General features: G+C 65.3%; 17 protein-coding genes. 6 read left to right on the forward strand and 11 right to left on the reverse strand.

The window, feature by feature from the left end:
* Positions 1 to 32: 32 nt before the first annotated feature.
* The 6 genes from J8G26_RS04730 to ureG all read left to right on the forward strand — a co-directional run bounded on the left by J8G26_RS04730 (position 33) and on the right by ureG (position 5,045).
* Positions 33 to 647, forward strand: coding sequence for a HupE/UreJ family protein (locus tag J8G26_RS04730; protein ID WP_210568128.1), 615 nt, complete (start codon positions 33 to 35; stop codon positions 645 to 647).
* 26 nt (positions 648 to 673) lie between these two features.
* Positions 674 to 979: an urease subunit beta gene (locus J8G26_RS04735; RefSeq protein WP_087747210.1), complete on the forward strand. Its 306-nt coding sequence runs from the start codon at positions 674 to 676 to the stop codon at positions 977 to 979.
* A 92-nt stretch (positions 980 to 1,071) separates the two neighbouring features.
* A complete protein-coding gene (ureC, locus tag J8G26_RS04740) occupies positions 1,072 to 2,817 on the forward strand; it encodes an urease subunit alpha (RefSeq protein WP_210568129.1) in 1,746 nt (581 codons plus the stop codon).
* Between the two features lie 8 nt (positions 2,818 to 2,825).
* Positions 2,826 to 3,470 carry an urease accessory protein UreE gene (gene ureE, locus J8G26_RS04745; RefSeq protein WP_210568130.1) on the forward strand — a complete coding sequence of 215 codons (645 nt, stop codon included), beginning with the start codon at positions 2,826 to 2,828 and terminating at the stop codon, positions 3,468 to 3,470.
* A 124-nt stretch (positions 3,471 to 3,594) separates the two neighbouring features.
* A complete protein-coding gene (locus J8G26_RS04750) occupies positions 3,595 to 4,305 on the forward strand; it encodes an urease accessory UreF family protein (protein ID WP_210568131.1) in 711 nt (236 codons plus the stop codon).
* Between the two features lie 50 nt (positions 4,306 to 4,355).
* A complete protein-coding gene (gene ureG, locus J8G26_RS04755; protein ID WP_087747218.1) occupies positions 4,356 to 5,045 on the forward strand; it encodes an urease accessory protein UreG in 690 nt (229 codons plus the stop codon).
* A 46-nt stretch (positions 5,046 to 5,091) separates the two neighbouring features.
* Here the strand turns inward: ureG and J8G26_RS04760 are convergent, their stop codons facing one another.
* The 11 genes from J8G26_RS04760 to J8G26_RS04810 form a co-directional block, all read right to left on the reverse strand.
* Positions 5,092 to 6,177, reverse strand: coding sequence for a M48 family metalloprotease (locus tag J8G26_RS04760; RefSeq protein WP_210568132.1), 1,086 nt, complete (start codon positions 6,175 to 6,177; stop codon positions 5,092 to 5,094).
* Between the two features lie 22 nt (positions 6,178 to 6,199).
* On the reverse strand, positions 6,200 to 6,799 hold the full coding sequence (locus tag J8G26_RS04765; protein WP_210568133.1) for a LemA family protein: 600 nt from the start codon (positions 6,797 to 6,799) through the stop codon (positions 6,200 to 6,202).
* Between the two features lie 198 nt (positions 6,800 to 6,997).
* Positions 6,998 to 7,429 carry a group II truncated hemoglobin gene (locus tag J8G26_RS04770; protein WP_210568134.1) on the reverse strand — a complete coding sequence of 144 codons (432 nt, stop codon included), beginning with the start codon at positions 7,427 to 7,429 and terminating at the stop codon, positions 6,998 to 7,000.
* A gap of 90 nt (positions 7,430 to 7,519) precedes the next feature.
* Entirely contained in the window at positions 7,520 to 10,039 is a 2,520-nt protein-coding gene (locus J8G26_RS04775; RefSeq protein WP_210568135.1) for an FtsX-like permease family protein, read from the reverse strand.
* A 73-nt stretch (positions 10,040 to 10,112) separates the two neighbouring features.
* Complete coding sequence (locus tag J8G26_RS04780) at positions 10,113 to 11,000, reverse strand: formate dehydrogenase accessory sulfurtransferase FdhD (RefSeq protein WP_210568136.1); 888 nt, start codon at positions 10,998 to 11,000, stop codon at positions 10,113 to 10,115.
* A 169-nt stretch (positions 11,001 to 11,169) separates the two neighbouring features.
* Positions 11,170 to 11,559: a hypothetical protein gene (locus tag J8G26_RS04785; RefSeq protein ID WP_210568137.1), complete on the reverse strand. Its 390-nt coding sequence runs from the start codon at positions 11,557 to 11,559 to the stop codon at positions 11,170 to 11,172.
* Positions 11,560 to 11,570: 11 nt separating this feature from the next.
* On the reverse strand, positions 11,571 to 12,794 hold the full coding sequence (locus tag J8G26_RS04790; protein WP_210568138.1) for a formate dehydrogenase subunit gamma: 1,224 nt from the start codon (positions 12,792 to 12,794) through the stop codon (positions 11,571 to 11,573).
* Positions 12,795 to 12,802: 8 nt separating this feature from the next.
* On the reverse strand, positions 12,803 to 13,039 hold the full coding sequence (locus J8G26_RS04795; RefSeq protein WP_210568139.1) for a hypothetical protein: 237 nt from the start codon (positions 13,037 to 13,039) through the stop codon (positions 12,803 to 12,805).
* Positions 13,036 to 13,656, reverse strand: a complete 621-nt coding sequence (fdh3B, locus tag J8G26_RS04800; protein WP_087747228.1) for a formate dehydrogenase FDH3 subunit beta — start codon at positions 13,654 to 13,656, stop codon at positions 13,036 to 13,038. Before fdh3B ends, J8G26_RS04795 begins: the two co-directional genes overlap by 4 nt.
* A gap of 29 nt (positions 13,657 to 13,685) precedes the next feature.
* Complete coding sequence (locus J8G26_RS04805) at positions 13,686 to 16,652, reverse strand: formate dehydrogenase subunit alpha (protein WP_087747230.1); 2,967 nt, start codon at positions 16,650 to 16,652, stop codon at positions 13,686 to 13,688.
* Positions 16,653 to 16,666: 14 nt separating this feature from the next.
* The gene (locus J8G26_RS04810) at positions 16,667 to 16,876 is read right to left on the reverse strand and encodes a formate dehydrogenase (RefSeq protein WP_087747232.1); all 210 of its coding nucleotides are present in this window, start codon (positions 16,874 to 16,876) and stop codon (positions 16,667 to 16,669) included.
* Positions 16,877 to 16,972 lie beyond the last annotated feature (96 nt).

Here is a 16,972-nt window from a genome sequence, read left to right on the forward strand (position 1 = left end):
CCCTCTTCCCCCTTTCTCTCTGTGGAGCCCCCATGCGCATCGCACACACACACCGCCACACAGTCGCTCTTATTTTTATAGCAATCAGCGCAGTATCCACAAGCGCTATCGCCCATACAGGGGCTGAATCCCACATCCACCACAGTTTTCTGAGCGGTTTTGCCCACCCGCTCTTTGGCCTGGACCACCTGGCCGCCATGGTGGCCGTGGGCCTGTGGAGCGCCCTGGCCGCACGCAGCGCCGGGCGCGATCTGCTGTGGGGCCCCGTGGGTTTTGCAGCCATGCTGCTGGCGGGCGCCGTGCTGGGGTTGCAGGGCGTGGCACTGCCTGCGGTAGAGCCGATGATTGCCGCGTCGCTGCTGGTCACCGGCCTGCTCGTGGTGTCGCGCCTTCGCGTGCCCGGCCTCGTGGCCGCGCTGGGCGTGGGGGTGTTTGCGGTGTTCCACGGCGTGGCCCACGGCCACGAGCTGGCGGGCAGCGACAGCGCCTGGCAAACCCTGGCGGGCATGCTGACGGCCACCGTGCTGCTGCACAGCGCAGGCCTGGCAGCTGGCTGGGCCCTGCGCCACCGCCATGTGTGGCTGGCACGCGCAGCCGGCGCTGGCGTGGCCGCGTTCGGCGGTGCGCTGCTGGCGCAAATGGCCTGAACCCGTCTGCCCACCAGGAGCACGCAATGATCCCAGGCGAACTCTTCACCGAACCCGGCGAACACCCGCTCAACACCGGCCGCCGCACGCTGACCTTGGTGGTGCGCAACACCGGCGACCGCCCCATCCAGGTGGGATCGCACTACCACTTTGCCGAGACCAACAACGCCCTGGGCTTTGACCGCGCCGCCGCGCGCGGCATGCGGCTGAACATTGCATCGGGCACCGCCGTGCGTTTTGAGCCCGGCCAGCAGCGCACGGTAGAGCTGGTGGACTACGCGGGCGAGCGCCGCGTGTATGGCTTTCAGGGCCTGACGCAGGGCGCACTGTAGAAATTTCAAGCCAAAACAGCCTCTAGCGCTTGATGGATAAGCGCTAGCAGCTATCAAAAATATAGTTACCAGTTCTCGCGGAGTACCCCACCATGGCAACCATTGGACGACGCGCCTACGCCGAAATGTTCGGCCCCACCGTGGGCGACCGGCTGCGCCTGGCCGACACCGACCTCATCCTGGAGGTCGAGGCCGACTACACGCTGCGCGCTGGCAGCTACGGTGAAGAGGTGAAGTTTGGCGGCGGCAAGACCATTCGCGACGGCATGGCGCAGTCGCAACGCAGCAATGCGCAAGGTGCAGTCGATACGGTGTTGACCAACGCCCTGGTGGTGGACCACACCGGCATCTTCAAGGCCGACATTGGCCTCAAGGCAGGCCGCATCGCAGCCATCGGCAAGGCGGGCAACCCCGACGTGCAGCCCGGCGTGGACATCATCATCGGCCCCGGCACCGAGGTCATCAGCTGCGAAGGCAACATCGTCACCGCAGGCGGCATTGACAGCCACATCCACTTCATCTGCCCGCAGCAGATCGAAGAAGCCCTGGCCAGCGGCGTGACCACCATGCTGGGCGGCGGCACCGGCCCCGCCACGGGCACGCTGGCCACCACCTGCACGTCGGGCCCCTTCAACCTGGAGCGCATGCTGCAGGCCGCCGACGCCTTCCCGATGAACCTGGGCTTTTTGGGCAAGGGCAACGCCAGCCTGCCCGATGCGCTGCACGAGCAGATCAACGCGGGCGCCATTGGCCTGAAGCTGCACGAAGACTGGGGCACCACGCCCTCGGCCATCAGCAACTGCCTGGATGTGGCCGAAGCCACCGACACGCAGGTGGCCATACACAGCGACACGCTCAACGAATCGGGCTTTGTGGAGAACACCATTGCCGCCGTGGGCGGGCGCGGGATCTGCGCCTTCCACACCGAGGGCGCAGGCGGCGGCCATGCACCGGACATCCTGCGCGTGGTGGGCGAGGACAACTTCCTGCCCAGCTCCACCAACCCCACCATGCCGTACACGCACAACACGCTCGACGAGCATGTGGACATGCTCATGGTGTGCCACCACCTCGACGCCAGCATCGCCGAAGACCTGGCCTTTGCCGAAAGCCGCATCCGCAAAGAGACGATTGCCGCCGAAGACATCCTGCACGACCTGGGTGCCATCAGCATGATGAGCAGCGACAGCCAGGCCATGGGCCGGGTGGGCGAGGTCATCCTGCGCACCTGGCAAACGGCGCACAAGATGAAGGTGCAGCGCGGCTGGCTGGCCCCCACCGCCGGGCGCGATGAGCTGGCGGAAATCCTGCAGCGCAACGACAACTTCCGCATCAAGCGCTACGTGGCCAAGTACACGATCAACCCCGCCATTGCCCACGGCATCAGCCACGAGGTCGGTTCGCTCGAAGTGGGCAAGTGGGCCGACATCGTGATCTGGAAGCCCGCCTTCTTTGGCGTGAAACCCGCGCTCATCTTGAAGGGCGGGCTGATCGCCATGGCCGCGATGGGCGACCCGAATGCCTCCATCCCCACACCGCAGCCGGTGCACTACCGGCCCATGTTTGGCGCATTTGGCGGGGCCGTGGCCAAGACCTCGCTCACCTTTGTCTCGCAGGCGGGCCTGAACGCTGGCATTGGCGAGCGCTTTGGCCTGCGCAAAACCTTGAGCGCCGTGCACAACATCCGCGGCATCCGCAAGCGCGACATGGTGCACAACAGCTACACACCCAAGATGGAAGTGGACGCGCAAACCTACACCGTGCGCGCAGATGGACAATTGCTCACCTGCGAGCCCTCCACGGTGTTGCCGATGGCGCAGCGCTATTTCCTTTTCTGACCCCATCGATGATCCAGATCTCCAAACTCATCCCCCAAGGCCAAGGCCTTGCGCCTGTGCTACTCAAGCGCGCCACCACCATCGAGCTGGACTGGGACGTGCGCCAGAAAAGCCGTTTTGCCGCTACGGATTCGGCCGGGCGTGAGCTGGGCGTGTTTCTGCCACGCGGCACGCTGGTGCGCGGCGGCGATGTGCTGGTGGCCGAAGACGGCTCTCTGGTGCGCGTGCTGGCCGCGCCGCAGCCGGTGCTGGTCATCACGCACTGCGCCCATCACGGCACGCCGTTTGACCTGACCCGCGCCGCCTACCACCTGGGCAACCGGCATGTGCCCATCGAGCTGCAGCCCGACCACCTCAAGATCGAGCCCGACCATGTGCTGGCCGACATGCTGCGCGCCATGCACCTGATCGTGACCGAGCAAAACCTGCCGTTTGAGCCCGAAGGCGGTGCCTATGCGGCGGGCCACGGCGGGGGCCATAGTCACAGCCATGGTCACGGCCATTCCCATGACCACGCGCACGATCATGACCACGGACATGCCCACACCGATGCACCGGCTGCGACCGAGCCCCCCGCCCGTGGCCGCACCGTGTCCATCCCCGTGGTCGCCCAGGGCCATGTGCACGGCCCGCACTGCAACCACGACCACTGAGCAGGCAATGAGCCGCCCGCAACGCAACCCCCTCTCCGTTCGGGCTGAGCCTGTCGAAGCCAAGGCACGCTGCATGCCCCACCTGCGCCCCCACCCCCAGCCACTGGGCTGACCCACCACCACCATGCGCGCCGACCGCCCCACGCCCCTGCCCGCCGCCAGCTTCTTGCAGCTGATGTGGCTCGCCTCACCCGCGCTGCCGGTGGGCGGTTTTTCGTATTCCGAGGGGCTGGAAAGCGCCGTCGAATACGCTGGCATCGACAGCGAGGCCGCGGTGGCCAACTGGCTGCTGGACCAGCTGCACATTGCCCAGGCGCGCGGCGACATGGCGCTGATCACCAAGGCCGTGGGCGCCTGGCGCCGCGCCGACTGGGATCGTGTGCGCGAGCTCAACGACTGGGTGCTGCACACCCGCGAAACCAGCGAGCTGCGGCTGCAAACCGAGCAGATGGGCCGCTCCATGGCCGACTGGCTGCGCAACCAGCACCAGGGCGATGCACAACGGATGCCCGCCGTGCGCCACCTGGCCACCCTGCCCCCCACCTACCCCGTGGCGTATGCACTGGCCGCGTCCATCACCCAGGCCAGCGTGCGCGATGTGCTGCTGGCCTACGCCTTTGGCTGGGCCGAAAACATGGTGCAGGCCGCCCTCAAATCGATGCAGCTGGGCCAGAGCGCGGGCCAGCGCATCCTGGCCCGCCTGGCCGAAGCCATCCCCGCTGCCGCCGACCACGCCATCGGCCTGATGGACAGCGAGCGCCAGGCTTTCTCACCCATGCTGGCCATACTCAGCAGCCAGCACGAAGTCCAATATTCAAGGCTTTTTCGCTCCTAGCGCACGCACCGCCTGCGCAAGCAGCTATTGATTTAATAGTAACAAACGCCATGACCAACGCACTGCACCACATCCCCCACCGCACCAAGAACCTGCCCCCCCTGCGCGTCGGCATCGGCGGCCCGGTGGGCTCGGGCAAGACCACGCTGCTGGAAATGCTGTGCAAGGCCATGCGCGATGACTACGACCTCATTGCCATCACCAACGACATCTACACCAAGGAAGACCAGCGCCTGCTCACGGTGAGCGGCGCCCTGCCTGCGGACCGCATCCTGGGCGTGGAGACCGGTGGCTGCCCGCACACGGCCATCCGCGAAGACTGCTCCATCAATTTGGAGGCCATCGACCGCATGCTGGGCGAGTTCCCCAACGCCGACATCGTGTTTGTCGAAAGCGGCGGCGACAACCTGGCCGCCACCTTCAGCCCGGAGCTCTCGGACCTCACCATCTACGTCATCGACGTGGCGGCTGGCGAAAAAATCCCGCGCAAGGGCGGCCCCGGCATCACCAAGAGCGACCTGTTCATCATCAACAAGACCGACCTGGCCCCCCATGTAGGCGCCAACCTGGAGGTGATGCACGCCGACACCACCCGCATGCGCACCAACGCCCAGGGCCTCAAGCCCTTTGTGATGACCAACCTCAAGACGCTGACAGGCGTGGCCGAGGTGGTGAAGTTCATCGAGACCCGGGGCATGCTACAAAAGCCGGCATCCGCAGCGGGCCCAGCGCCGCGATAGCCATCAGGCCCAAGCGACTCCGGCAGGGCACCCTGCCAAGCGAGATTTACAGGCGGGCGAACGGGTCGACCAGCGAGGCCAGCGTCACGGCACCTGGCGCCACGGTGCCCGCGCGGCGTGTGGCCTCGGGCGGCTCGTTGACCGGTGTGAGCGGCAGCGGCTGCATGCTGCGGCCATAGATGCGCTGCACGCGCTCTGCCAGCGTGGGGTGCGAGTCGAGCCAGCGCTCCATGGCGCCCGCGCCCGGCAGGTCCACCAGCAGCATGTGCTGCACCGCGGGGTGCGCCAGCCCCTGGTGGGTTGCGCGCTCGTAGCCTGCGGGGGTGTCGCGCCGCTGCGCCATCACCTTGCGCAACACGCCGCCCAGGCCGTCGCAGCTGCGCGTCCATTGCACGGCGCGGGCATCGGCAAGGTATTCGCGCTGGCGCGACACGGCAGCCTTGAGCATGCGGCCTGCCAGCCAGCCGGCAAATCCCGCCAGCATGATGGCCGAGCCAAACAGCCATGCCAGGCCACGGCGCTCGCGCAGTTCGTCGCCAAAGTTGTAAACCAGCTCCAACCCGAACACCATGCCCGCCAGGCGCATCTTCAGGCGCGTGTCGCCTTCGTGCAGGTGGCTCAGTTCGTGGGCCACCATGCCCTGCAGTTCCTCGCGCGTGAGGTGGTCAAGCGCGCCCTGGGTGACGGCCACCACGGCGTCGCTCGCGTCCCATCCGGCGGCGAAGGCGTTGATGGCTTCGGTGCGTGGCAGCACCATGACCTGCGGCGGCGGCATGTGGGCCGCGATGCACAGTTCATCCACGACATTGCACAGGCGTTGCTCGGCATGCGACACGTTGGGCCGGGCCTCGCGCGCGCCAATGCGCTGGGCGAGCTTGACGCCACCCGCACGCAGGTTGGACGTTTCCACCCACCAGCCGCCAAGCACCAGCATCAGTGACACCCCCACGTTCACCGCCAAAAAACCGGCCGGAAACGGCAGATGCACCGGCAACACCGCCGCCATCAGCAGCCAGGCCACCACCAGCGCCCCATGCACGGCCGCCACCAGCACGGCCACGGCCAGCGCAAAGGCGAGCAGCAGCCGCCGCGTTTCGCTGCGGGCGGTGTGCTGGTGGTCCCAGAACCTCATGGGGAAAGCTTACGCAGGTCGCCTATTGTCCGAACTGCACCCGGGGCGCGGCACGCTCTTCCTCGCTGCGCGTGGCTTCGAGCATGGGCGCCGTGGGAAAGCCCAGCAGCCGCGCCACCACGATGGCCGGAAACCGCGCGGCCTGGTCGTTGAAGTCGAGGACCTGGTCGTTGTAGGCCTGGCGCGCAAAACCCAGGCGGTTCTCGGTGCTGGTGAGTTCCTCGCTGAGCGACTGCATGGTGGTGTCGGCCTTGAGATCGGGGTAGTTTTCGGCCACCGCCATCAGGCGCCCCAGGCTGCCGCCCAGGGCCTGCTCAGCCACGGCCAGCGCCCCCAAGGCGCCCGCGCTGGTGGGCGCCGTCCGTGCTGCGGTGGCGGCCCTCTGCGCCTGGCCGCGCGCCTTGATCACCGCCTCCAGCGTAGCCGCTTCATGGGCCAGATAGCCGCGCGCCACTTCCACGAGGTTGGGCACCAGATCGTAGCGGCGCTTGAGTTGCACGTCGATCTGGGCAAAGGCATTGGCAATGCGGTTGCGCAACTGCACCAGCCGGTTGTAAACCGCAATGGCCCAGAGCACCAACGCAGCGATCACTGCCAGAACAATCCATGCAGTTGCCGACATATCCCACCTCCCGTTTGATTGAATGAGGGCATCTTAGCGGCCGAAGATGGCTTGGCTGAAACCGCCAATGCAGGCCGCAGTGCATGGTGCGCAGCCGCCAAAGCAGCGCACACAATGGATATGAATGAAAACAGGCTCAACCCATTTATTGGCAAGCGTTAGCAGCTATGTAACTCATAGCAATCGCATCCTGCAAGCTCACACGCCCTTGTTGCGCATCCAGTCGGCCGTGCCCATGAAGCTCTCTTTCAGCCGCGCGCGCAGATCCTGCGGCACACCGGTTTCGCCCATGGCCTGATCCATGCAGGCCACCCACTGGTCGCGCTCCTTGATGCCGATGGCAAACGGCATGTGGCGCGCACGCAGGCGGGGGTGGCCAAACTGGTCTGTGTAGTACGACGGCCCACCCAGCCAGCCGCACAGGAACATGAAGAGTTTTTGCCGTGCATCGGCCAGGTCGCTGCCGTGGACGGCGCGCAGGTCGGCGTAACCGGGCTCCAGGTCCATCAGGTCGTAAAAGCGCTCGGTCAGCGCGCGCACGCGCTCTTCGCCGCCGATCCATTCAAAGGGCGTTTCGGCGGCTGCGGGTTTGGATGGCTCGCCGTGCGTATCAGGGGTTGAAGAATTCATATAAAAACAGGCTCTAGCGCAATGCTATCAAGCGCTAATAGCTATCAAATTAATATCAAGACAAGCATGCTGAGGCAGGCCTTGCATCGCCTAATCCGCGGAACGCCGCAGTGTCTCGACCACGGGGCGGTTCAGCACATCGCGCAGCCCCCACCAGCCCGCGGCCAGCGCCAGCACGGCGCCCGCCAGGGCCCCCGCCAGCGGCACCCAGGGCGCGGCGGTCCAGGCGAAGTCGAACACATAGCGCGCCAAGGCCCAGCCCACGGCCACAGCCACGCAGCTGGCCAGAAAGCCCGCGAGCAGACCCACGCCCACCAGCTCGGCACGCTGCACCTGGCGCAGCAAGCTGGCGCGCGCCCCCACGGCGCGCATGATGGCAAACTCGCGCGCACGCTCCTCGCGCGTGGCCGTGACGGCGGCAAACAGCACCACCAGCCCGGCAGCGAGCGTGAAGGCGAACAAAAACTCGACCGCCTGGATCACCTGCTCCAGCACGCGCTGCACCTGGGCGATGGTGGCGCCCATGTCCACGTTGGTGATGTTGGGAAACTGGCGCACCAGCGCATTGTCGAAACCCGCCTTGTCGGGCGCCCGGTAGGCGGCGAGGTAGGTCACCGGCACATCCTTGAGGCTGGCCACCGGATACATCACGAAGAAATTGGCGCGCATGGAACCCCAGTCCACCTTGCGCAGGCTGGTGATGCGGGCCTCGTTCTGCACGCCGCCCATGTCGAACTGCAGGCGGTCGCCCAGCTGCAGGCCCAGGGTTTGCGCAATGCCCTCTTCCACGCTGATCGCGCCCTCTTCGCCCGGCGTCCATCGGCCGGCAACCACCTGGTTGTGGCCGGGCGGCTCGACGGCGGTGGACAGGTTGAACTCGCGGTCCACCAGGCGCTTGGCGCGGTCTTCAACGTAGCTGTCGGGGCCCACGGGCCGGCCGTTCACGGCCAGCAGGCGGCCGCGAATCATGGGGTACCAGTCGTAGCGGGCCACGCCAGCATCCTTGAGCACCTGCTGAAAGGCATCGGCCTGGTCGGGCATGACGTTGATGACGAAACGGTTGGGCGCGTCGGGCGGCGTGGCCTTGCGCCAGCTGGCAATCAGGTCGGTGCGCAACAGCACCAGCAGCACCAGCGCCAGCAGCCCCACGGCCAGGCTGCTGACCTGCACCACGGCGTAGGCCGGGCGCGCTGAAATCTGCCGCGTGGCCAGCACCAGCCAGCGCGGCGCCGTGGACTCGTTGACGCTCTTGCGCAGCAGCTTCACCGCCACCCAGCTCAAAAGCGCAAACAGCGCCACGGCCCCGGCAAAACCGCCCACTGCAATCAGGCCGAGCAACAGATCACTGCTCACGGCCAGCAGCAGCGCCGCAAAACCGGCCACGCCTACCGCCAGCACGGCCAGCGAAACGGGCTTGAGCCCACCCATGTCGCGCCGGATCACGCGCAGCGGCGGCACCTGGGCCAGCTGCAGCACCGGCGGCAGCCCAAAGGCCAGCAGCAGCGTCAGGCCCATGCCCAGGCCAAATGCCACGGGCCACAGGCTGGGCGCGGGCAGGGCCGACTCCACCAGCCCGGCCAGCAGCAGCACAAACACGTTGTGCACCAGGTAGCCGAGTGCCACACCCAGGGCACTGGCAAACAGGCCGATCAGCGCGAACTCGGTGGTGTAGGCGCCCGCGATGGCGCGCTGGCTTTGGCCCAGCACGCGCAGCATGGCCGAGGCATCCAGGTGGTCGGCTGCAAAACCGCGCGCCGCCAGCGCTACGGCCACGGCCGACAGCAGTGCCGCCAGCAGGGCCACCAGATTGAGGAATTTCTGGGCGCGGTCCAGCGTCTGGCGCATTTCGGGGCGGCCGCTTTCGAGCGACTCGACGCGCACGCCGTGCACATCAGGCTTCTTGGCCTCGGCGGCGGCCCATTCGCTGAAGGCCTTGACGGCAGCGGGCGATCCGGCCACGGCAAAGCGGTAGGTCAGGCGGCTGGCCGGCTGCACCAGGCCGGTGGCGGGCACGTCGGCCTGGTTGAGCATGACGCGCGGCGCAAAGCTCATGAAGCCCGCGCCCCGGTCGGGCTCCACCACGATGATGCGGGCAATGCGCAGCTGTGCATCGCCGAGCAGCAGCATGTCGCCCATCGACAGCCCCAGCGCCTCCAGCAAGGGGGCGTCCACCCACACCTCGCCCGGCGCCGGTATATCGCGCGTCACCTGCGCCACGGCATCGGGCGAATCGGCCACCTGCAGGCTGCCGCGCAAGGGATAGCCCGGCTCCACGCTCTTGAGGGCCACGAGCTTGGTGGCCCCGCCCTGCAGCTCGCTGGCGCGGCCCATGGTGGGAAAGCCCATGGTGGTCACCGCCTGCAGGCCCAGCGCGCGGGCACGCTCGGCAAAGGCAGGGGGGGTGGGGTTGTCGCTGGCCACCACGGCATCGCCGCCCAGCAACTGCAGTGCATCGCGCTGAAGCCCCCCCTGCAAGCGATCGGCAAAAAACCCTACCGACGTCAGCGCCGCCACCGCCAGCGTGACAGCCACGATGAGCAAGCGCAACTCTCCGGCACGCAGGTCACGAGCCAGGGTGCGCAACCCCAGGCGAAAAAAGGACAGATTCATGGGTACGGACCTTAGCGCAATTGCACCCCCGAAGCGGCTCTAGGGATTTGCCGCAGCACAGCGGCGCAGTCCCTTATCCGATGGGTGCCGGTGCAACAGGACGGGCCATCGCCAGTTCGGGCTGCAGCAGCAAGCGGTCGGCGCCGCTGTAGCAGACGAAGCGCCGGTTGGTTGCGCGGCCAATGGCGCACAGGCCAAGTTGCTGCGCCACGGCGTGGCCCATCTGCGTCATGCCGCTGCGTGACACCACGATGGGCACACCCATCTGCGCCGACTTGATGACCATCTCGCTCGTCAGCCGGCCCGTGGTGTAGAACACCTTGTCGCCGCCGGTCATGTTACCGGGCTGCATCGACATCCAGCCAGCGATGGTGTCGATGGCGTTGTGCCGGCCCACGTCTTCCACGAACGTGAGCAACTCTTCGCCGCGAAACAGTGCACAGCCATGCACCGAGCCGGCGGACTTGTAGGTGCTTTCCTTGAGGCGGATGGCATTGACGATGCCGTACAGCTGCGCCTGCGTGAGCTGCGCAGCCGGCAGCTCGATGCGATCGACCTCGTCCATCAGCCCGCCAAACACACTGCCCTGCCCGCAGCCGGTGGTCACCACCTTGCTGGCGGTGCGTTCTTCGATGCGTGCGATGCCGTGGCGCGTGCGCACGGCAGCGGCGTTTACTTCCCAGTCCACAGCAATGGATTCGATGTCAAAGGCCGACTCCACCAGCCGCTGGTTGCGCAGATAGCCCAGCACCAGCAATTCGGGCTGCGCACCCAGTGTCATGAGGGTGACGAGCTCGCGCTTGTCCACGTAGATCGTGAGCGGCCGCTCCGCCGGAATCTGCACCTGCTCGCGCTCGCCCAGCTCATTGACAACCTCCACGCCGTGGGTGAGGGGCGCCTGCGCTTTCGTAAGACGCGGCAGGGCTGGCGCAACAGAGGCAGGGTGCGAAGAACGTTTCATGGGGCCAATATACGCAGTAGCCGCTTATGCGGCATAGCGCGGAGACTCTCGACGGCTGGCTGCGCGGGTGCTGCGAGGCCCTGCGCGCTGTCCGCAAGACGTCGGTCCCGCTACAAAAAAAGCCGCGCTCACGCAGTGGGCACGGCTTTCATGCAGGCGATGGCTAACGTCAGGACTTGGGCGCCGACGCGGCTGCCGCAGCAGGCACCAGCGTGCTGGGCGGGCTGCTGGCTGTGCCTGGTGGCGAATGCGCACCAGCCGCCTCGGCGGGCTTTGCAGCGGGCGGCGTGTAGGCGAAGGGGCCGGGGTCGATGCATCCCGCGCCGACAGCAGTGGCTGGCTTGGCCGAAGGCGTCGTCTTGCGGTAGTGCGCTGCCACGCGGTCTTGCGACTGGCACAGCTTGTAGTTGCCTACCTTGCCAGCCCATGCGGCCTTTGCGGCAGCTTCTGCCGCCTTGGCAGCCGCTTCGGGCGAGGGAGCGGGCAGCTTGGCCGATGCCAGCGTACAAACGCTGGCAGCGCACAGCGCCAGTAAAGAAGAACGGAAAATTTGCATCATGGTGCGAAACCTCATACCTGCGCGGGCTGGCCCGCTGATGGTGTTGCGGCAGAACTGGCCACCGGTTGGCTGGCGCTGCGCTGCCGGGGAATCTTGCCTGCCTGGACATCGTCGTACCAGAGCTCATGGTGCTCTTTGGCCCAGCCCTCGCTGACGTAACCCGACTTCATGGCCTTGTAGGCGCCTCGCATGCCCACGGTGCCCATGTAGATGTGGCCGAAGATCAGCGCCATCATCCAGATAGCCAGGGTGGCGTGGATCATGTGGGCAATCTGCATGTCACCTCGCACATCGCCAAAGCCGTGAATCAGTTTGTCCAGCACCAAACCCGTGGCCACCACAAAGATGCCAGGGATGGTGATGCCCCACCAGAACAGTCCCTTCTCACCCGCGTTGAAGCGGTGCGATGGCACCTGGTGGTCACCGCCGCCCAGCATACCGCCACCCTTGCTAAGCCAGACGAAATCGGCGCGATTGGCGATGTTGTCCTTCACGAACGTGAGGATGATGACCAGCAGCGAAACAGCAAACAGGGGACCCATGAAGTTGTGCACGTTCTTGAGCGCGTAGGTCAACCAGCCAAACAGGGTGCTGCCGATAACCGGTAGCAGGAAGAACTTGCCAAACGCCATGACGATGCCCGACACGGCCAGCGCAATGAAAGCAAACGCGTTGGACCAATGCGCTGCACGCTCGAACGGCGTAAAGCGTTCGATGCGGCGGGCACCTGCCCCCTCTGGATGGTCATGACCCAGCGGCCCCTTGACGAAGTAGAAGATACCCAGCGCCAGCAGCACGATGGCGAACAAGGCCGCACCATAGGGAATGATCCACTGGTTGCGCACCTGGCGCCATGCCTCGCCTGCGTTGGTGAAACGCGAGCCGGGGTATTGCACAAAAGGCTGGATCAGATTGCCCGCTTCGGGCGCCTGGGTCTTGGGCAGGCTGCTGTAGCCCGTCACGCCCTGCCCCACTTGGCGCCACATGGGCGCGTTGTTGCCGGGCTGCACCTTCATGCGCTCGCCATTGCTCTGCTCGGCGTATTGGGGGTCGGCGCTGGCGTCGGGCTTGACCTGAAAGATGCTCTGGCTCTGGATGCCGCCAGTCGCGACGGGGATAGCCGGCGCAGCGGTTGCAGGCGCGGCAGCATCCGGCGCGGCTGGAGCCTGCTGCGCACTCGCAGGCCCCCAGGCCAAGCCAGCCGCGAAAGCCAAGGACCACACGATGTGTTTCATGGCGGGCCTCACTTGGACTGGGTGCGGGTGTATTCGTTCTGGCCGTATTGCTGGCGCGCCTTCAGCTGCTGCTCCCAGCTGGTCTTGTCGCCCGCCTTCCAGCCCGGCTGGGTGAAATTGCTGCCGGTGCCCGCGTAAGGTGCAGCGTCTTGCTTCACACCGCCACCGGTCTGGGGCTTTTCGGAGCAGGCGGCCAGGCCGGCAAGGGCCAACACCGCTGTCAGGATGAGGGTTACGCGCTTCATGACTTGGCTCCTGCAGGTGGCTGGGCACCCTTTTGCGTGCCATAGGCCGTGCCCCAGCCCCACACTTCGGCACCCTTGCCGCGCTGCACCACGCGGTTGCGGAAGATGTCGGCGACCACATCGCCGTCACCTGCCAGCAGGGCCTTGGTCGAGCACATTTCGGCACAAGCGGGCAGTTTGCCTTCGGCCAGACGGTTGCGGCCGTATTTCTCGAACTCTGCCTGGCTGCCGTTGACCTCTGGGCCACCGGCACAGAAGGTGCACTTGTCCATCTTGCCGCGCACGCCAAAGGTGCCTTGCGACGGAAACTGCGGCGCGCCAAACGGGCAGGCATAGCTGCAGTAGCCACAGCCAATGCAGACATCCTTGTCGTGCAGCACCACACCCTCTTCGGTGCGGTAAAAGCAGTTGACGGGGCAGACCGCCATGCAGGGCGCATCGCTGCAGTGCATGCAGGCCACCGAGATCGATTTTTCGCCGGGCACCCCGTCGTTGAGGGTGACCACTCGGCGGCGGTTCACACCCCACGGCACCTCGTGCTCGTTCTTGCAGGCGGTGACGCAGCCGTTACATTCGATACAGCGCTCTGCATCGCAGATGAATTTCATTCGTGCCATTGTTCTGTCTCCTGGTCAGTGCTGCGCGCTCACGCCCGTTCCACGTTGCAGATCGTGGTCTTGGTTTCCTGCATCATGGTCACGCTATCGTAGCCATAGGTGGTGGCCGTGTTCACGGCTTCGCCGCGTACCACAGGTGCCGCACCCTTGGGGTAATACGCCAGCATGTCCGCCCCTTGCCAGCGGCCAGAGAAGTGAAACGGCATCCAGACCGTGTCTGGTGCAACCCGTTCGGTGACCAGCGCCTGCACATTCAGGCGTGCGCCCGTAGGGCTGCTCAGCCACACACGCTCGCCGTTGCGGATGCCCCGGTCGGCCGCCGTCTTGGGGTTGATCTCGACGAACGACTCCTGCTGCAACTCGGCCAGCCAGGGGTTGGAACGGGTTTCCTCGCCGCCACCTTCGTATTCGACCAAGCGGCCGGAAGTCAGGATGAGCGGGAACTTCTCGTACACCTTGTCGGCCACGTTCTTGTCCTGCAGGCTCTTGTAGAGCGTGGGCAGGCGCCAGAAAGCCTTTTTGTCGTCGTGCGTGGGGTACTTGGCCACCAGGTCGGGACGCGTACCATAAATGGGCTCGCGGTGCTGAGGAATCGCATCGGGGAAATTCCAGACCACGGCACGGGCCTTGGCATTGCCAAAGGGGTGGCAACCATGCTTCATGGCCACACGAATGATGGCGCCTGTGGGGTCGGTCTTCCAGTTCTTGCCTTCGGCCTTGGCCTTCTCGGCATCACTGAGGTCGTCCCACCAGCCCAGCTTCTTGAGCAGCACATGGTCGAACTCTGGATAGCCCGTGGTGATCTCGCTGCCCAGCGAGTGCGATCCATCCTCGGCCAGCAGGTTCTGGCCGTCTTTTTCGACGCCGAAGTTGGCGCGGAAGTTACCACCCCCGTCCATCACATGCTTGGAGGTGTCGTACAGGTTGGGCGAGCCCGGGTGCTTGAGCTCGGGTGTGCCATAGCAAGGCCAGGGAAGCCCAAAGTAGTCGCCAGCGAAGTCGTACCCGGTTTCCTTGTCCTTGCCACCCTTGGCCTTGAGGGTTTTCACATCGAACAAATGCATGTTCTTCATGTGGGCCTTCAGGCGCTCAGGGCTCTGGCCGGTGTAGCCAATGGTCCAGACGCTCTTGTTGATTTCGCGCAGGATATCCTCGGGCACGGGCTCGTCCATGCCCTTGACCTTCTGCATCTTGTAGTTCTTGACCAACTCGTCGGCAAAACCGAGTTTTTGCGCGAACTGGTACATGATCATGTGGTCGGTGCGGCTCTCCCACAGCGGTTCGATCACCTTCTCGCGCCACTGCAGGGAACGGTTCGATGCCGTGCACGAGCCGCTGGTCTCGAATTGCGTGGCCGCTGGCAGCAGATACACCGCACGGTTGGGGTTCAGGTCTTCGGGCTTGCCGGGCATGGCCGCCATGGCGGCGGTGGCCGATGGATACGGGTCCACCACGACCAGCAGATCGAGCTTGTCCATGGCCCGCTTCATTTCCAGGCCGCGCGTCTGCGAGTTGGGCGCATGGCCCCAGAAGAACACACCGCGCAGGTTGGAGTCCTGATCGATCAGCTCGTTGTTCTCCAACACACCGTCGATCCAGCGCGACACGGTGATGCCGTTCTTGGTCATCATCGCAGGCGACGCATACTGTTTCTTGATCCACTCGAAGTCCACGCCCCACACGGCGGCGAAGTGCTTCCACGAGCCTTCGGCCAGGCCGTAGTAGCCAGGCAGCGAATCGGGGTTGGGGCCCACATCGGTGGCGCCCTGCACGTTATCGTGGCCGCGGAAAATGTTGGTGCCGCCGCCGCTTTTACCCACATTGCCCAGTGCCAGTTGCAGGATGCACGAGGCACGCACAATGGCGTTTCCGATGGTGTGCTGTGTCTGGCCCATGCACCATACGATGGTGCCGGGATTGTTCTCGTGCAGCAGCGTGGCAATTTGCAGCACCCGCGCCTCGGGAACGCCGCAGGCTTCCTCCACCTTGTCGGGCGTCCACTTGGCCAGCACTTCCTCGCGCACCTTGTCCATGCCATAGACACGGTCGTTGATGTACTTCTTGTCTTCCCAGCCGTTCTTGAAAATGTGGTACAGCAGGCCAAACAGGAAGGGGATGTCGGTGCCCGAGCGGATGCGCACGAATTCGTCGGCCTTGGCTGCGGTGCGGGTGAAGCGGGGGTCCACCACGATCATCTTGCAACCGGTTTCCTTGGCGTGCAGCATGTGCAGCATGCTGACCGGGTGGGCTTCGGCCGCGTTGGAGCCGATGTACAAAGCGACCTTGCTGTTTTGCATGTCGTTGTACGAATTGGTCATGGCGCCGTAGCCCCATGTGTTGGCCACACCCGCCACCGTGGTGGAGTGGCAAATGCGCGCCTGGTGGTCGCAGTTGTTGGTGCCCCAGAAGCTCACGAACTTGCGCAGCAGGTAAGCCTGCTCGTTGTTGTGTTTGGACGACCCTACAAAGTACACGCTGTCAGGGCCGCTGGCCTTGCGCAGCTCCTGCATCTTAGCCGTGATTTCGTTCAGAGCCGTGTCCCAGCTGATGCGCTCGTATTTGCCATTGACCAGTTTCATCGGATAGCGCAGGCGGTACTCGCCATGGCCGTGCTCGCGCAGGGCCGCGCCCTTGGCGCAGTGGGCGCCCAGATTAATGGGCGAGTCGAACACCGCCTCCTGCCGCACCCAGACGCCGTTTTCCACCACGGCATCGACCGCGCAACCCACTGAACAGTGGGAACACACCGTGCGGCGCACTTCGATCTTGCTGTCGCCGATGCCGACCTTGGCGCCTTCGGCTGCGTTGGATTTCTTGACCAGCGTGAGCTGCGAGGCGGCGATGCCCACGCCCACCCCCAAGCCAGAGCGGCGCAGGAACGAGCGGCGGTCCATAGTGGGCAGAGCCTGCGACAGGCCACGGCGCAGGCTGTGCACAAAAGGCGATGCAGAGCTGTTGCCCTGCACGGAATGGGAAGGCTTCTTGGTTAGCAACATGGCGTGCCCCGTTGTCAGAGTTGGGTGGTCTTGTAGTACTGCTTCACGCGGGCAGACAGGTGGTAGCCACCGCCCTTTTCGGGTGCGACGCGAGCGGGCTCGGACACCACAGCATCGGACGGCGCAACATGGGGAAGCGCCACAACGGCTGCTGCGGCAGCCCCTGCGGTGGCGGCGCCAGAAAAGAAACTCCGGCGGGAGGAATTGGGCTGGCGGTTCTGCATGCTTGTCTCCAGAATGGCTGGCAGCTATGAAAAGGAATTCATATGAGTCTATGTCAGTGTGTGAAAGCCTGCAATGCGACACCACAACCGCCGACC

The sequence above is a fragment of the Acidovorax sp. JG5 genome (assembly GCF_017939685.1).
Classification (GTDB): Bacteria; Pseudomonadota; Gammaproteobacteria; order Burkholderiales; family Burkholderiaceae_C; genus Acidovorax.

Bases quoted from the DNA above. Each gene is read 5' to 3' on its own strand.
- J8G26_RS04730 (WP_210568128.1), top strand. From the start codon at position 33: ATGCGCATCGCACACACACACCGCCACACAGTCGCTCTTATTTTTATA.
- J8G26_RS04735 (WP_087747210.1), top strand. From the start codon at position 674: ATGATCCCAGGCGAACTCTTCACCGAACCCGGCGAACACCCGCTCAAC.
- ureC (WP_210568129.1), top strand. From the start codon at position 1,072: ATGGCAACCATTGGACGACGCGCCTACGCCGAAATGTTCGGCCCCACC.
- ureE (WP_210568130.1), top strand. From the start codon at position 2,826: ATGATCCAGATCTCCAAACTCATCCCCCAAGGCCAAGGCCTTGCGCCT.
- J8G26_RS04750 (WP_210568131.1), top strand. From the start codon at position 3,595: ATGCGCGCCGACCGCCCCACGCCCCTGCCCGCCGCCAGCTTCTTGCAG.
- ureG (WP_087747218.1), top strand. From the start codon at position 4,356: ATGACCAACGCACTGCACCACATCCCCCACCGCACCAAGAACCTGCCC.
- J8G26_RS04760 (WP_210568132.1), bottom strand. From the start codon at position 6,177: ATGAGGTTCTGGGACCACCAGCACACCGCCCGCAGCGAAACGCGGCGG.
- J8G26_RS04765 (WP_210568133.1), bottom strand. From the start codon at position 6,799: ATGTCGGCAACTGCATGGATTGTTCTGGCAGTGATCGCTGCGTTGGTG.
- J8G26_RS04770 (WP_210568134.1), bottom strand. From the start codon at position 7,429: ATGAATTCTTCAACCCCTGATACGCACGGCGAGCCATCCAAACCCGCA.
- J8G26_RS04775 (WP_210568135.1), bottom strand. From the start codon at position 10,039: ATGAATCTGTCCTTTTTTCGCCTGGGGTTGCGCACCCTGGCTCGTGAC.
- J8G26_RS04780 (WP_210568136.1), bottom strand. From the start codon at position 11,000: ATGAAACGTTCTTCGCACCCTGCCTCTGTTGCGCCAGCCCTGCCGCGT.
- J8G26_RS04785 (WP_210568137.1), bottom strand. From the start codon at position 11,559: ATGATGCAAATTTTCCGTTCTTCTTTACTGGCGCTGTGCGCTGCCAGC.
- J8G26_RS04790 (WP_210568138.1), bottom strand. From the start codon at position 12,794: ATGAAACACATCGTGTGGTCCTTGGCTTTCGCGGCTGGCTTGGCCTGG.
- J8G26_RS04795 (WP_210568139.1), bottom strand. From the start codon at position 13,039: ATGAAGCGCGTAACCCTCATCCTGACAGCGGTGTTGGCCCTTGCCGGC.
- fdh3B (WP_087747228.1), bottom strand. From the start codon at position 13,656: ATGGCACGAATGAAATTCATCTGCGATGCAGAGCGCTGTATCGAATGT.
- J8G26_RS04805 (WP_087747230.1), bottom strand. From the start codon at position 16,652: ATGTTGCTAACCAAGAAGCCTTCCCATTCCGTGCAGGGCAACAGCTCT.
- J8G26_RS04810 (WP_087747232.1), bottom strand. From the start codon at position 16,876: ATGCAGAACCGCCAGCCCAATTCCTCCCGCCGGAGTTTCTTTTCTGGC.